12 protein-coding genes are annotated in these 15355 nt (G+C 38.9%); 8 read left to right on the top strand and 4 right to left on the bottom strand.

Features of this window, described 5'->3' with window-relative positions; all coding sequences use genetic code 11:
* Positions 1-71: 71 nt before the first annotated feature.
* From FL972_RS08955 to FL972_RS08945, 3 genes are all read left to right on the top strand, one after another.
* Positions 72-536, top strand: coding sequence for a YehS family protein (locus tag FL972_RS08955; protein WP_144604921.1), 465 nt, complete (start codon positions 72-74; stop codon positions 534-536).
* A gap of 97 nt (positions 537-633) precedes the next feature.
* Positions 634-1521 carry a dienelactone hydrolase family protein gene (locus tag FL972_RS08950; RefSeq protein WP_144604919.1) on the top strand — a complete coding sequence of 296 codons (888 nt, stop codon included), beginning with the start codon at positions 634-636 and terminating at the stop codon, positions 1519-1521.
* Positions 1522-1651: 130 nt separating this feature from the next.
* Entirely contained in the window at positions 1652-2428 is a 777-nt protein-coding gene (locus FL972_RS08945; protein WP_144604917.1) for an NYN domain-containing protein, read from the top strand.
* Positions 2429-2442: 14 nt separating this feature from the next.
* On the opposite strand, the gene FL972_RS08940 is transcribed toward FL972_RS08945, so the two are convergent.
* The gene (locus tag FL972_RS08940) at positions 2443-3147 is read right to left on the bottom strand and encodes a class I SAM-dependent methyltransferase (RefSeq protein WP_144604915.1); all 705 of its coding nucleotides are present in this window, start codon (positions 3145-3147) and stop codon (positions 2443-2445) included.
* Between the two features lie 150 nt (positions 3148-3297).
* Here FL972_RS08940 and FL972_RS08935 point away from each other — a divergent pair, with 150 nt between their 5' ends.
* Complete coding sequence (locus FL972_RS08935) at positions 3298-4815, top strand: M20/M25/M40 family metallo-hydrolase (RefSeq protein ID WP_144604914.1); 1518 nt, start codon at positions 3298-3300, stop codon at positions 4813-4815.
* A 6-nt stretch (positions 4816-4821) separates the two neighbouring features.
* Here the strand turns inward: FL972_RS08935 and FL972_RS08930 are convergent, their stop codons facing one another.
* Complete coding sequence (locus FL972_RS08930; protein WP_091654129.1) at positions 4822-5535, bottom strand: NUDIX hydrolase; 714 nt, start codon at positions 5533-5535, stop codon at positions 4822-4824.
* A gap of 83 nt (positions 5536-5618) precedes the next feature.
* On the opposite strand from FL972_RS08930, the gene FL972_RS08925 reads away from it, so the two are divergent.
* A complete protein-coding gene (locus tag FL972_RS08925; RefSeq protein ID WP_144604912.1) occupies positions 5619-7259 on the top strand; it encodes a carboxylesterase/lipase family protein in 1641 nt (546 codons plus the stop codon).
* Positions 7260-7293: 34 nt separating this feature from the next.
* Here the strand turns inward: FL972_RS08925 and FL972_RS08920 are convergent, their stop codons facing one another.
* Both FL972_RS08920 and FL972_RS08915 read right to left on the bottom strand, forming a co-directional pair.
* Positions 7294-9552 (bottom strand): helix-turn-helix domain-containing protein, encoded by a 2259-nt coding sequence (locus tag FL972_RS08920; RefSeq protein WP_144604910.1) that lies wholly within the window; start codon positions 9550-9552, stop codon positions 7294-7296.
* Between the two features lie 62 nt (positions 9553-9614).
* Positions 9615-11249: a DUF748 domain-containing protein gene (locus FL972_RS08915; RefSeq protein WP_144604909.1), complete on the bottom strand. Its 1635-nt coding sequence runs from the start codon at positions 11247-11249 to the stop codon at positions 9615-9617.
* Between the two features lie 191 nt (positions 11250-11440).
* Here FL972_RS08915 and FL972_RS08910 point away from each other — a divergent pair, with 191 nt between their 5' ends.
* From FL972_RS08910 to FL972_RS08900, 3 genes are all read left to right on the top strand, one after another.
* Positions 11441-12145, top strand: coding sequence for an endonuclease/exonuclease/phosphatase family protein (locus FL972_RS08910; protein WP_186300065.1), 705 nt, complete (start codon positions 11441-11443; stop codon positions 12143-12145).
* Positions 12146-12147: 2 nt separating this feature from the next.
* Positions 12148-12984: a 3-keto-disaccharide hydrolase gene (locus tag FL972_RS08905; RefSeq protein WP_144604905.1), complete on the top strand. Its 837-nt coding sequence runs from the start codon at positions 12148-12150 to the stop codon at positions 12982-12984.
* Between the two features lie 175 nt (positions 12985-13159).
* Positions 13160-15352: a carotenoid oxygenase family protein gene (locus FL972_RS08900; protein ID WP_144604903.1), complete on the top strand. Its 2193-nt coding sequence runs from the start codon at positions 13160-13162 to the stop codon at positions 15350-15352.
* Positions 15353-15355 lie beyond the last annotated feature (3 nt).

Genomic DNA, 15355 nt, shown 5'->3' with positions numbered 1-15355 from the left:
AGCAAATTCACTTTAAAAGACCTCATCTAATTTTTGTAAGTATCTTAGTGATTTGAAACAAGCAGCGATTTATGAGTAATAATGATATTCTGAGAACCCTTCGATTCACTTTTGATTTTAATGATTTTGAAATGATTGATCTTTTCAAAAAAGGGGGGCTGGAAAGCACCAGAGAGGAAGTCAGCAACTGGCTTAAAAAAGAAGATGATCCTGAATACAAACAGATATATGACAAAGAGTTGGCTCATTTTCTAAATGGATTTATTGTTTTGAAAAGAGGTCAAAAGGATGGTGAAACTCCCGCAGCCGAGAAATCCCTGAATAATAACATGATATTAAGAAAACTGAAGATAGCCTTAAGCATGAAAGATCAGGATATGCTGGATGTCTTTGAGTTAAGAAAATTCCGGATCAGCAAACATGAATTGAGCGCTTTTTTTAGAAAACCAGACCAACACCAATACCGAGTATGCAAGGATCAGATTCTGAGAAATTTCCTCATGGGGCTACAATTGAAATTTAGAAGTACTGATTGATTTTGCCACTTATCCCTCACTTTGATGAGTGATTCAACTTTTTCATGGATTCTATTTCCTTTTTTCGCAACTTAATGCTACACCCAAAATTGGAATAATGGATAAATTAAAGAAAGAGGATATACCTCAGGAAGTTTTTGACCTTTACGACTATTACGCACACAATAAACTGGATAGAAGGACTTTCGTGGAAAAGCTTTCTGCTTATGCAGTAGGTGGGATTACGTTGGCCACTTTGATGAGCACCATGATGCCTGATTACATTACCACTGCAACAGTTCAGCCAGATGATGACAGGATGCAGAGCTCAGATTACGTTCTCTATAACTCACCTAAGGGTGGAGGCGAAATCCGAGGGTTGCTTTCCAAGCCATCGGGAGCTGGAAAATCCCCGGGAATTGTAGTCGTTCATGAAAACAGAGGCTTAAACCCTTACATTGAGGATGTTGGAAGGAGATGCGCTGTGGCTGGTTTTATTTCCATAGCACCCGATGCTTTATGGCCTTTGGGCGGATATCCAGGCAATGACGATGAAGGCAGAGAAATGCAGCGGAAAAGAGATCGGGATAGTATGCTGGAGGATTTTATCGCTGCCTATCATTACCTGAAAAACCATCCGGATTGTGATGGAAATGTTGGGGTAGTTGGATTCTGTTTTGGCGGTTGGATTTCTAATATGATGGCAGTGAAACTTCCTGATCTCGGTGCGGCAGTTCCTTTTTATGGAGGACAGCCATCAGCCGAAGAAGCAGCTCAGATCAAGGCACCATTACTAGTTCAATATGCCGAACTGGACGAGCGTGTCAATGCTGGATGGGAAGAGTATGAAAAAGCCCTAAAAGCCAATAATGTTGAATATTCCATGCATATGTATCCGGGTGTCAACCATGGATTTCATAATAATACCACTCCAAGATATGATGAGGCAGCTGCTCAGTTGGCTTGGGAGAGAACCATCGCCTTTTTTAAGGAAAAACTCAAATAAACTCCATAAACCAGTTCAGAGAAAGGGCGAGATTCGCCCTTTTTCATTACTAGTTATGGAACTACCTGGGTAAAAACAGTCTTATATAACTTAGAATTACTTGTTTAAATAAAACTCTAACACATTTTTAATGAGAGATACCAAATCAAATCTTGCAGTCCTCGTAGATGGAGATAACGCCTCAGCCAAATTGATCAAAGAAATTTTGGAAGAAGTATCTAAATACGGGAAAGCAACCATTCGGAGAATTTATGGTGATTGGACTACTCCCCAAATGAATTCATGGAAAGAGGTCATCAACCTACATTCCTTTAGTCCTATTCAAAAGTTCGCATACACCACAGGAAAGAACTCTACAGATAGCTCTTTGATCATCGATGCGATGGATATTTTGCATAGCAATTCGGTAGATGGCTTCTGTATTGTATCATCCGATTCAGACTATACTGGACTTGCAAAAAGAATTCGGGAAGAAGGCATGTTTGTCATGGGAATAGGTCGTAGACTTACTCCACAGGCTTTTGTACAGTCATGTGAGATTTTCACTTTTGCAGAAAATCTGGGCGATGAAGTGGAAGATGAAAAGGATACAAGCAACAGAGATTCAAAAACATCAGAACAAACCAAAAAGCCTAATTCGAATCAGGAAGATTCAAGAAAAAAGAAATTCTCATCCAATTTGGATATGCATCTTATTGATCGTGCTTTTGAAATTTCATCAGATGAAGAAGAAGAAATTCACATTGCTAAAATCGGTGCTTCCCTCAGAAAAATAGACCCAAGCTTTGACCCTAGGTCTTATGGATTTAGAAACTTGACCGAACTATTCAAAAGCCTAGATAAATATATAGTGGTTAGAAATGAAGTAAATGGGTTGAATTATCCTTTAGTCAAGTTGAAAAATTAGAATTTCAAAAATCACTAATCCTCTTTCCCAAATATCAGGAAGTGTTGGATTTTCATGAATTTCCCGTTTTCAATGAATTTAAACCCATTAGCCTCCAATTCTTTCTTTGCTTGATCTACCGTCATTTTATGTAAAGGTTTTATTGGAATCCAAGCATCTTCTCCCCTATACTCAATCAGTAATAGTTTCCCATCGGGCTTTAAAGATTTTCGAATTGATTGCAGCATCTCCTTAGGGTACTCTAATTCATGATAAACATCTACCATAATCACTAAATCCACTGAATTAGCCGGAAGATTAGGTGAGGTGGCACTTCCCTTTATTGCCTCCACATTACTATAGCCTAGTTCTTTACTTTTTGACTTGAGATAGTCTATGGCTGGATCTTGAATTTCAACCGCGTATACTTTACCCTTTGGTACTTTTGGAGCGATACGAAAAGTATAATAGCCCGAACCCGCTCCAATATCCGCAACCACACTTTCCTCTGTTACCGGAAGATTTTTGATAGCTAAAGAAACACTTTCTTCCTGCTCTCTACTGTTTCTTTCTAGCCAGGCTTTTCCCTGAAAACCCATAATCAGGGAAATTTCACGACCCATGTAAATTTTACCCGAACCATCCCTACTTGGTGATTGGTATGTATAGGATGAACTTTCCTGGCAAAAAGCAGGAGAAAAAACCATCATTAGAAAACAGAGAGCTGATATAAATCTCATTTTAAGCTTTTGTAATTTTAAAAAGAACAAGGAAAAGCTTAGCATGTTTGAATCTCGATAACTGTTTTACAGTATTTCCAATAACCATTGGCAATTTTTCCACTTGTTCCTACCCATAGTTTTATCTAATTTCCAGCAAAGCTTCTATCTATGAAAAATACAATATTCATCCTGTTTTTATTCTTGAGCTCAAAAATCATTGCCCAAGTTCCATCTCAAAGTGAGCTAGAGCAAATGACATCTGACAATTGGCAATCAGGCGTCAAGCTCTTAAATGAAATAGTGGCTATGCCTAACGATGCGGTTTATCCTGAGCAAATAGAAGTCAATATTCTATGGTGCGAAAGACAGTTTGGTGAAAGAGCTTGGAGCTCAGAAAGATTAGATACAGGAGGAATTCCGCTTTTATTGGCTCAAAAGAATCAACCCGGGGCAACTCAAACTGTGCTTTTTTATTTCCACATAGATGGGCAGGCTGTGGATAGAAGTAAATGGCATCAAAAAGACCCTTACGTTCCTGAACTTAAGGTTCAAAATGACAAAGGGGCATGGGAAATCATCCCTATGGCGAAACTATTAGATGAATACGATCCTGATTGGAGAATATTTGCAAGATCCACTTCAGATGATAAAGGACCTTTTGCCATGTTTTTGACAGGTTGGGATGCTCTATCTAAAAATGGAATCTCACCCAATTACAATGTGAAGGTTATTTTGGATTTTGAGGAAGAACAAGGCTCTCCAAGACTACCAGGTGCTGTTAAGCAGTACAAAGATAAACTGAGTGCAGATTTGATGCTGATTATGGATGGACCAAGACATACCTCGAACCTGCCAACATTAAGCTATGGAGCAAGAGGAATCTCTGAAATGACTCTTACCACTTATGGTCCAAAAGTACCACAGCATTCAGGACATTATGGGAATTATGCACCCAATCCCGGCTTTCTTCTTGCGCAGCTATTGGCAAGTATGAAAGATGAAAATGGAAGAGTCACTATTCCTGGATTTTACGATGGAATTAATCTTAGTTCTGAGGAAAAGGCCATACTTGAGGCTGTCCCTGATGATGAGGCAGCTATCAAGAAACGTCTGGGTCTAGGAAGAACTGACCAGGTAGGCCAAAGCTATCAAGAAAGCATCCAATATCCATCCTTAAATATCAGAGGGATGCAATCTGCTTGGGTAGGTCCTGAAGCCAGAACTATAGTACCTGCAACAGCAATGGCTGAATTAGATATGCGTTTGGTTCCAGAATCCGATCCCGAAAGGCTTTTTGCCTTAATTCAAGATCACATCAAAAAACAAGGATTTCATATCATCAGCGATGAACCTACAGATGAGGAAAGGATGATGTATCCCAAATTGCTGAGAATGAATTATACCATTTCATACCAAGCATTTAGAACCCCTATGAATTCAGAGGCTGGAGCATGGTTAAGAAAAGCGATGGTGAGAGCTTTCGGGGAAGAGCCTATTCAAATCAGAATTTCTGGTGGAAGTATTCCAATTTCTCCTTTCGTAGATGCATTGGGAATACCGGCTGTGACTATCCCCACAGTAAATGCAGATAATAATCAGCACAGCCCCAATGAAAATATCAGACTGGGGAATTATAGAGAAGGAATCACAACAATTCTTAGCGTTCTTACCCAGCCTTTGCAATAAGGTTGGTTAAGAATTGCTCTTTCCTTTAATGCTGTATAGATATGGAGCTTTGTGAGAGCCTCCTGAAAAGAGCTTTTCATGCCTTTCCAAAATATCTAAGCTTAGCATTTTTCGTTGGAAATTAGCTCTATTCAATTTTTCTCCCAAAATAGCCTCATAAACATTCTGAAGCTCTTTCATGGTAAAGCGTGTAGGAAGTAAGTTTACTGATAACAGCTTTTGATCAAGATGTGCCCTTAAATGTTCTAAGGCTTTTTGAACAATAAAGCTATGGTCAAAAATTAAATCTGGAATTTCGTCTATTCCATACCATCCAATAGAATCTGATAAGGCATCAGGCTTAGGCTCTACTTTTTCATAGTCTATCAAAGCATAATAAGAGACGGAAATAAAGCGATCCAACAACCAATGATTATCTGGAATATCTCCATTCTGAGCCTCTAGAATCTTTTTCATCACTTCTGGCTGAACCCGCTCTAAAGAACCAAAAGTGTGAAATTGCTCCAAATAAATTTCATCAAGTCCTGTTCTCTCCTTCAGCCCTCGCTTAACCGCTTCATCCAAAGGTTCATCTATTTTCACAAAACCACCAGGCAAAGCAAACCAGCCTGTGTTGTGATATTCCATGATGAGAATTTTAAGTTTCTCCCCTGAAAAACCAAATACCACAGAATCGTAGGCGATATGGGGCAGATACTGATTTAGGTGCGGACTAGCCATGCTTTACAAAATTTATTCAAATAAATAGGAAATAAGCCAAATAGCAAGTACTATTGTTTCATAATGAAACAATAATCAATGCTATGAAAACTCAATTAGCCTTCTTTTTGATTATGGTATCCATCCAAGTCCATTCATTCAGTGCCAAAGCACAAACCTCCAATTCATTTGATGTTCAAACGAAAATTGAAACAGGAGTTATTGAAGGAATGTATGATACCAAGACAGGAATACAAAAGTACTTAGGTATTCCATTTGCGCAAGCCCCTATCGGAGACCTCAGATGGAAAGCTCCTCAACCTGCCAAAGCTTGGGCTGGAATTAGGGAGACTAAAAAATTTGGTCCTAGAGCTGTTCAAGCTCCCATTTTTGGCGATATGAATTTTCGCTCTGATGGAATCAGCGAAGATTGTTTGTATCTAAATGTATGGACCCCAGCTAAAAGAGACAGTAAAAATCTCCCAGTTTTGGTGTATTTCTACGGAGGAGGATTTTCTGCCGGAGACGGATCTGAGCCAAGATATGATGGAGAGAGCATGGCTCAAAAAGGAATTGTCGTTGTTACAGTCAACTACAGGTTGGGAATATTTGGGTTCTTTGCTCACCCTGAATTGAGTGCAGAAACATCCTACAAAGGTTCTGGCAATTATGGATTAATGGATCAAAATATGGCCTTACGATGGGTTCAAAATAATATTGCTTCATTCGGTGGAGATCCCAAAAAAGTGACAATTGCAGGAGAATCGGCTGGTTCAATCTCAGTAAGCTATCAGATGGCCTCTCCCCTTTCAAAAAATCTGATCGCAGGTGCAATTGGAGAAAGTGGCGCAGGAATTCATCCTACTCTGGCTCCAATGCCATTAACACAAGCAGAAGCTAATGGAAAAGAATTTGCTGATAAGGCGGGAGTAAGCTCACTGAAAGAGCTTAGATCCCTTTCCACCCGCGAATTGTATGAGATGTTTTTGGAATCCAAAAGATTCGGATTTCCTGTGACAATCGATGGATACTTCCTTCCTAAAACACTCCCTGAAATTTTTGAAGCTGGTGAACAGGCGCAAGTTCCTTTATTGGCAGGTTGGAATTCTGCTGAAATTCCAGGTATGGCCTTTATGCAGGGCAAGCCTTTTACCAAAGAAGCTTTTATTGAAAAGGTGAAAGAAACCTATCCTCAAGAATGGGAAGAGGTATTGAAACTTCATCCCCATAATACTCCTGCAGAAGTCGAATGGGCAGCAACCAACCTTGCAGCAGATAGGTTTATTTCTTACAGTACATGGAAATGGCTGGATTTACATGCTAAAAATTCAAATCAGCCGGTTTATCGGTATTTATACAGCAAGCTAAGACCTCCTCTAAAAGATCAAAACTTAATGCCAGGATTGGCGGGAGGAACTATGGAAAGAAATGGCCAGGAAGCCCCAAAGGCTCTTGGAGCACCACATGCTTGCGAAATAGAATATGCAATGGGTAATCTCCCCCTGGTCAAAGAATATGCTTGGACTGCCGAGGATTATAAAGTATCCAATCAAATGCAAAGCTATTTCGCCAACTTTATCAAAACTGGAAATCCGAATGGCGAAGGTTTAGCTCAATGGTCTTCAATGGGAGGCAATATTTCTAATCCTCCTTATCTTATTATTGACGTGACTTCTAAAGAAGAGAAATCGAATGTTGAAGCACGCTATCAATTTCATGATCGATATTACAGCAAGAAGGATTAAGATTGAAAATGGGAAGTCAAATGGCTTCCCTTTTTTATACAGTCTTGTTTCCTGCAATGACCATCTTTAAGGTTCCGTAATCATATTTCCCTGAGAAATGCTCCCTTAGCTCTTTCATGCTTTTGAATTTTTCCATGCTGGCAAGAATCTCAATGATAGTTTCACCGGGAAGGCAATCTTCCAATTCAATTCTTCCTAAAACAATCCCATCAGCCAAGTGACCCTTAATAGTAGACTCTGCTAACCCTCTCTCCAATGCGATTGCTGCTATTCCCTTTCCTGATTCAAAAAGCTGAAAAGTAAGCTCCTGAGAATCTCCTTTTTGTCTTTTAGGCTGTGCAGTTCCCTTTTTTACCTTTCCGGTTTTTGACTTGATGTCTTTCAATTTATCAGAGGCCAAGTCCTTTGCTTTCTCATAAAACTGTCTTCTCAAGCCTTTGAACTTATCTTCGATATCATCCATCCTGCCAGGAATATCATTTTCTAAAACAGCCTGAACTATCCTTTTTATCTTATTGATTTCCAGATATTTTCGAATAAACATCTCCTCTATAGCTTCCACTTCTTCTTGATATGCCATTGTTTTAGAAAAATTCGAAACCAACACCAACTGAAGTGCAAGCTTCTCTAGAATATCCAAAAAGAGACCTTTGTAATAAGCTACTCCTTTTTCTAACCTTTCCCTTAATTTGTCTTGGTCTTTTTCAAACAACAAATAGACGAGCTGTCTAGAGAACTTCTCGGTATTTTCCAATTCCAATTGAATCAATTGCCGAATAGAAGGCAGACATTGTTGCATTTGCTCTAATGCGAACTCCATCTTTCCTTCCTGACCGGATAGATGATCATTGATCTCTTTATAAATAGGCCTTAGCTGAAAGGTGTTTTCCAAAAGTTGCTGGAGGTAATTTCGCTGATGAACTTCCAAGGCCTCATCCAGTTTTTGATGGGTTTTGGCTCCTTGGGAGAAATTAACCACCTGCTGATCCGAATAAATCAAGCCGCTTTGAATTCTGCTTCTGAGGATCAATCCATCCAAGCTTCTCAGGCGGCTAAGAGCCACATATACCTGACCTGGAGCAAAGGCGTTTCCTACATCAATGATTGCCTTGTCGAACGTAAGGCCTTGACTTTTATGCACTGTTACTGCCCAAGCCAGTTTGATTGGAAACTGGGAGAATGTTCCTACGACTTCCTCTTCAAGCTCTTTTGTTTGAGGATTCACAAGATATTTCTTGTTCTCCCAAACCTCCTTTCTCAGAGTATATTCCTCGGTTTCATCGGCCATAATCACAGTAATGGAATTATCGCTGAGTTCTGTAACGGTTGCCAACTTTCCATTGAAATAGGAGGAAAAGCCTGAGCTGTCATTTTTGACAAACATAATTTGAGCTCCTTCTCGCAATTCGAGTTTTTCTGGCAAGGGAAACAAGGATTCCGGGAAATCATCTTCTATATCAGCTCGGTAAAAAAAAGAAGGCCCAGAAAGTGAATTGAGCTCATTCTGATTAATCTGATCTGCCTTGTAATTATGGGTAGTGATGGTAATACAATCCTTTTCTTCCTTGATTTCCTCCTGAGTTCGAAAGTGCTTATTCAATAATCTGACATCTTCTGCGTCTAGCTGATTATCTCTGAGATGATTCAGTAAGTTGATAAAAACCTCATCTCTCTGGCGAAAAATCTTATCCAGTTCCAGATAAACCAAGCCGGATTGATTAAGAGCTTTGGCCTCAAAAAAATGCATGCTGGAATAAAATCTTCCCAAAATTGCCATTTCATGATCCTTTACAATGGGAGGTAATTGATATAAATCCCCTATCAACAAGACCTGGACTCCTCCAAAGGGCTGATTAAAATTCCCCTTGACACTTTTCATTCTATAATCGATAGCATCCAAAATGTCTGCTCGTAGCATACTGACTTCATCGACTACCAGTAGATCAATAGATCTCAATACAGATTTTCTGATCTTATTCAAAGGATGTCTTCTTCCCAAGGTATGTTGAGTATAGAATCCATATTGATCCGTGTAATTCCCTTCAGGTTCTTTAACAGGTAAGAAACTTCCTAGAGGCAGTAAAAACTGGGAATGTATGGTCACACCTTTAGCTTGCAAGGCCGCAATCCCTGTAGGTGCTACGACTACATAATTTTTATGGGTTTTGACGGCAAGTTCTCTGAGGAAAGTTGTCTTTCCCGTTCCTGCCTTTCCTGTTAAAAAAATGGGGGCTGCTGTACTGTTAACAAACTTCGCTGCCAGTTCCAGCTTTTCATTGGACTCTTGATTCATGCCTAAATTTATAAAAGTCCTAGTATTCCTCTCTGACAAAATGTGACGGAAAGCAAAAAGCTTTATTTTTTCTGATTTTTTTCCTGCTTTCCTTCAGAATCTTTTCTTCCTGTCAGCAATTTGGTGAGCCCACCGGGGGTAATTTCCTGCAGGCCACCTTTGGTGCTTTCCCAAATAAAGTTGAAAGGGCTGCGGTATACATTCCTTTTGGTTTGATAATTAGCGATTCGATAATTCTTTTTTTCGGGTAGGTTCTCAGACCTAATCGCAATGTTTCCTATGACACTGAGCAAAGAGTTTTTTTGTTTGGAAGTGCCGTCTTTTAGCACTTCTAGCTTGAGACCTTCATAATCAAAGACCATCTGGTTGTTGGATGCTACTTCCCAAGAATCCATCTGTAAGCTCAATTTGCGGAGCTTTCCTGATTCCACTCTCAATGCCGCCATTGGCTCAATGATGGGATTTAAAATAGTTAAGTCCATGGCTCCTAAGTTGAGATTCATTTTGAAAAGCTCCTGATTGTATGGAACAGTAAAATTTGCCTGTATGGGAGTTTGTCCTAAAAATTCTGTTTTCACCTCCATAGTCATTTCCTTGGACCTTCGAAGTGAATCTATGCTAATTACCCCATATATATCTGCATGGAATTTCTCAAATGAAATCTTTGGTCCTTTTGAATGACCTTCGGGGATTTCAATATAGGTCAATTGACTATTTCGAATTTGAAGGGTATCAATTTGAAGAGGAATAGGAATACCTGAAAGCATCCCTGCAAACATCGGCTTTTTGATCTCTTTCTCTCTAGGTTTATTCTTATTCCTAACATCTGTGAAAATCAAGGAGTCCAAAATCATTTTATCTGCAATGATAGACCAGTTCCCATACAAATCACTCTCTGCATCTAAACCCACAAAATTCAACTCCTTCAGTTCAAATTCTATCAAGTCTTTTTGATATGTTTTTTCAAAAGAAATTTTTTCTATCTCCTGATCATACCGCATTGCAACATTTTGAAATGATAAGCTTTCATTCAAAAAATCAAAATCAATGGCTCCAATCTTTATTGACTGCTTGGAGTTCATTTGTAAAAATAAATTCTTCAGCCCTGTTTGAATCTGATTCAACTCAAAAGGAACCACATGAGTCACAATTCTTTTATCTGTTTTCAAACCTTTAGCATGAATAAATAAATCTGTAAAAAACCCAAAGGATCTCAGGCTGTCTTCCTGAATCAATAATTCTGCCTTGCCTCCCTCTAAGACGAAATCCCTGACAATCCCTCTGGATATTAAATCCCCAAAAAGATCCTGAAAGGCTTTTGAATTATCCTGCAAATTGGAAAGTGAGTCAATTTTAATCAGTCTAAAAGAGGGATTGATCAGCTTGATCTCTCCTATGTCCACGGCATTGTTGAAAATCAAATCCCAAATGCTGAGTGAGGAAAATATTATTTGTTCTACAGAACCAGTGATTTCAACTGGCAATCCCTCCTCTAAAGGGTCCAACAAAATATGCTTCAACTCTACTCTGCCTCTCAGAATATTGACATCAACATTTTCAAAAAGCAGGTCATATTGCCTTTCCGGATTCTCATTAATCAGTTTATCGATTTTCTTGGCCAACAAAAAATCAAGGCCAAAGAAGGCCAAACCTATACCAACAGTGAAAATGATGAAGAAGAGTACAGCTTTTTTCATTTACTAAAAATTAAGAGAAATATAAGGAGTTATTCGATTATGTACTACTTAGCTTATATTAAAGACTTATCTTGATTTCATGCACGATTCAAAGCACTAATATTCAATCAATGAAACTTCCTCATTTTCTTTTATTTATTTTTTTTTGTGGAGTTATGAACCTCCAGGGATATCCACAGAATATAAAGGTAATGACCTATAATATTTACCATGGAGAAAATCCTTACCAAAGGGGAAAGCCTAATCTAGATAGCTTGGCCAATCTGATCCATGAATTAAATCCTGATATAGTTGCTCTTCAGGAAGTAGATAGCATGACGAATAGACTAACCCCCATCTATGGGCAAAAAACCGATTTGGTCAAAGAACTGGCCAAGCAAACGGGCATGCAGGGCTATTTTGCAAAGGCGATGGATTATTCAGATGGAGGATATGGTGAAGGTATTTTAGTAAAAAGAGGTGCAGATTTCGAAACCCAATTACTTCCAACTCCCAAGGGTGGCGAACCCAGATCGGTGGCATGGGCAAGATTAAACATTGATCAGAAAACCTGGCTAGTCGGAGGAACTCACCTTTGTCATGAATATCCTGAAAATCGATTGGCACAAGTAGCTTCTATTTTGAACTTTGTTCAAGGTCGACAGGATGTGATCTTATGGATGGGGGATTTAAATTTCAAGCCTGATTCTGAGGAATATCACAGCATCCCAGAAAATTGGCTTGATGCAGGTCAAGTGGCGAAAAACACTCAAGCAACTTATTCATCCGAATCCTATACAGGGAGAATAGATTACATTTGGTATAATCCTGAGAAACTGGAACTGATCTCTTATGAGGTTTTAAATAAGCCCTTTTCAGATCACTATCCAATAATCGCCACCTTTAGATTTAAATAAAAATGAGACTTCAATACCTAGCATTTGCTTTTTCAATCATTTTGTTCTCTTGCCAGAGCAGTGAAAAAAGTGAAGAAGATATAATCTGGACTTCCCTTTTCAATGGAGAGAATTTAGAGGATTGGCATATAAAAATCAGGGGGTACGAATTGAATGATAATTTCGGAGAGACCTTTCGGGTAAATAATGGACTGCTTCAAGTTCGATATGACGCATATGATGCTTTTCAAAGAAGATATGGGCATATTTTTTTCAAAAAACCTTTCTCTTATTACCTACTTAAGGTAGAATATAGGTTTGTTGGAGATCAAGCTCCGGAAGGTGAAAATTGGGCATACAGAAATAGTGGAGCCATGCTACACTCCCAAGATCCGAGTACTATTTTAACAGATCAGGATTTTCCAATATCTATCGAAGCACAATTTTTGGGTGGGAATGGCAGTGATGAAAGAAGCACTTGTAATCTATGTACTCCGGGAACCCATGTGGTTATGGCAGATACTTTATTCACTCCTCATTGTATCAATTCCACTTCCAAAACATATCATGGAGATCAATGGGTTCAGGCCTATTTGATAGTTTTGGGAGATGAAGAAATTCATCATTTGGTGGAAAAAGACACCGTTATTTCCTACTACAAACCTCAGATTGGAGGAGGGATTGTTAGTCCCTTAGATAGTTTGATTAAACTCGATGGAACCCCTCTAAAAGCTGGTTATATAGCTCTTCAAAGTGAGAGCCATCCCATTGATTTTCGAAAAATTGAGCTAATTGACCTAGCTGATTATCAAAATGACCGTACTAAAATCAAAGAGCTGGTAACTAAGGCCTTACGCTAAAATCAATCAAATCGATTCAGAATTGACAGTTATTGTAATTTTTTGAGATTTTCAACTTGGACGAACTACCTATTCTGTCAAGAAAATCAAACTATTTTCATTTAATTTTTCGCTAAGAAGCTAAAAAAAAGTAGATTATAATGATTAATTTACTTTTACCTAGCCTGATTATTTAATGATTTTGAAAAAGACATGGAATGCCATTTTGAATTTTTTTAAGAAAAATTCTGAAATAAAGGCGATTCAAGGTGAACCCTTATTGAAAGCTTCAAGGAAAGAAATCACTGGTGAATTAAAGATAATTGAAGGGAAACTTCCAGCGAATATTTTTGGGGTTTTTCATGTTTCACTTCCTGTAGGAACAGTTAACTCCGAAGGCCTTCCTTTCCCGGAAAAAACAGAAGAAGGAAAGAATAATCCCGAATTTGGTTCACCTATAATGAATGGAGACGGTATGGTTATTCAGGTCAATCTGAACCAATCAAGCCCAGAGGTTAAGACCAAATTGATGAAAACACCTTGTTTTTATGCAGATGAAGCAACAAAACAAGGGACTAAACATCATGGATTGATGGGTTTCCATAATATGGGAATCACTAGAATGAGTATGGTTTTCGGCTCTAGAAACGAACTGAACACAGCTACTCAGCCTGTCAAATTCAATGGGCAGAAACAGGGAAGTTTGATGGCCACCTATGATGTTGGAAGGCCCTATTTACTGGATCCCAAAAGTCTGGAAATTATTACCCCAATGGGCAAAAGCACTGAATGGATGACCGCGGAGCCCCCCATGGTTCCTTGGCCTTTTGGAATTGCCCAAACCTCAGCGCACCCCGTATTTGATCCGCTTACCAAGGAGGTTTACACCGTCAATTACTCCAGAGATAAAGGTTCCTTTACTCACATGGAGCAAACTATTCATCATTTAAGGCATAATAAAGAGTCTTTTAAAGATAAGTTAGAAGCTCTGGCGCATAAACTGGTTGATCATCCCGACCACGATCATGTGAATGAAGAAGTGAAAGGTTTTTTCACCAACCTAAATCATCACGTCGATGGAAAACCTCATGACAATGATGAGCCAAAAGGAGATGTATTCATGTTTTTACTTGCATGGGATGGCAACGGTCCTATGAAGCGCTGGGAACTTGAAGACCAGACTGGGGATAAACTGGCCATTTATGAATGCATGCATCAATTGGGAATCACCGAGGATTTTATCATTCTAACAGATTGCTCTTTTAAGTTTGCGATGGACCTACTTTTTGATAATCCATTCCCGGAAAGCAAGGTGATAGAAAGGTTGATAAGACGTTTAAGCACTGTAAAAATGGAAGCCTTTACCACTGTCTACCTTGTCAAAAGGAAAGATATGGATCCTTCCAAAGAAAAACTGACTGCTTATAGACTGAAAGAGCCGATTCCTTTGGAAACTATCCATTACAGCTGCGATTATGCAAATCCAGATGGAGTTATCACTCTTTACGGAGTTCATAATGCTGCAACTTGTATCGCTGAATGGGTTAGAACTTTCGATAAAAGAGCTTTGGACAACAAGCCTGTCGATCCTAATTACTACTCACTATTCGCAGTAGGCAGTATGGATATTAGTAGACTGGGAAAGTGGAGAATTGATAGCAATTCACTGGAGGTGTTAGAGGAAAAAAGCAAAGTATTAGAAGAACCTGGAAAGTGGAAAGAAGATGTGATAGGCCCAAATACCTGGACTATCGTGCTTTATACCTATAGAGATATTCTTTCTGCAGACAAGGTAGTACCGACCATTAAACAATTTTGGTATGTCAGTGATGGTACTGACTCAAACTTGCTCACCAAATTTGTTTATAATCTTTACAAGGATTATCCGCATCGGGATCTTTCTCTGGATGACATCAAAGAGGCAACTAAGAGAGAATTGCCATTCAGTATTACTCGAGTAAATCTCGAGACCATGGAGACTGAAGATTATTATCAATGTGCCAAAAAAACTTATATAAGAGGGGTTCATTTTATTCCCCGCAAAACTCCTGACCCAAGTATTCCAGAAGAATTAGATGGCTATTTATTTTGCCCGGTTCAGGTAGGAACTGAAATTCCCGAAGGTGGCTGGACTTATAGCAGTGAATTTTGGGTCTTTGATGCCACTTCGATCTCAAAGGGTCCAATTTGCAAAATGAAAAACGAAGAAGTGAAATTTAGTTTTACGCTTCATACTTCTTGGATGCCTGAGGCATCTACCACAGATCAAAGCTATAAAATCCCGGTTAGGGAGGATTATGGAGAAGTAATCCAAGGCATAAAAATCAAAGCCGATACTAAATTTCTGGAAGACTTTTTCGAAAAAAATATCTATCCACATTTTGAATAAAAA

The sequence above is a fragment of the Algoriphagus algorifonticola genome (assembly GCF_007655305.1).
GTDB lineage: Bacteria > Bacteroidota > Bacteroidia > Cytophagales > Cyclobacteriaceae > Algoriphagus > Algoriphagus algorifonticola.
This window is presented reverse-complemented; position numbering and strand designations above follow the sequence as displayed.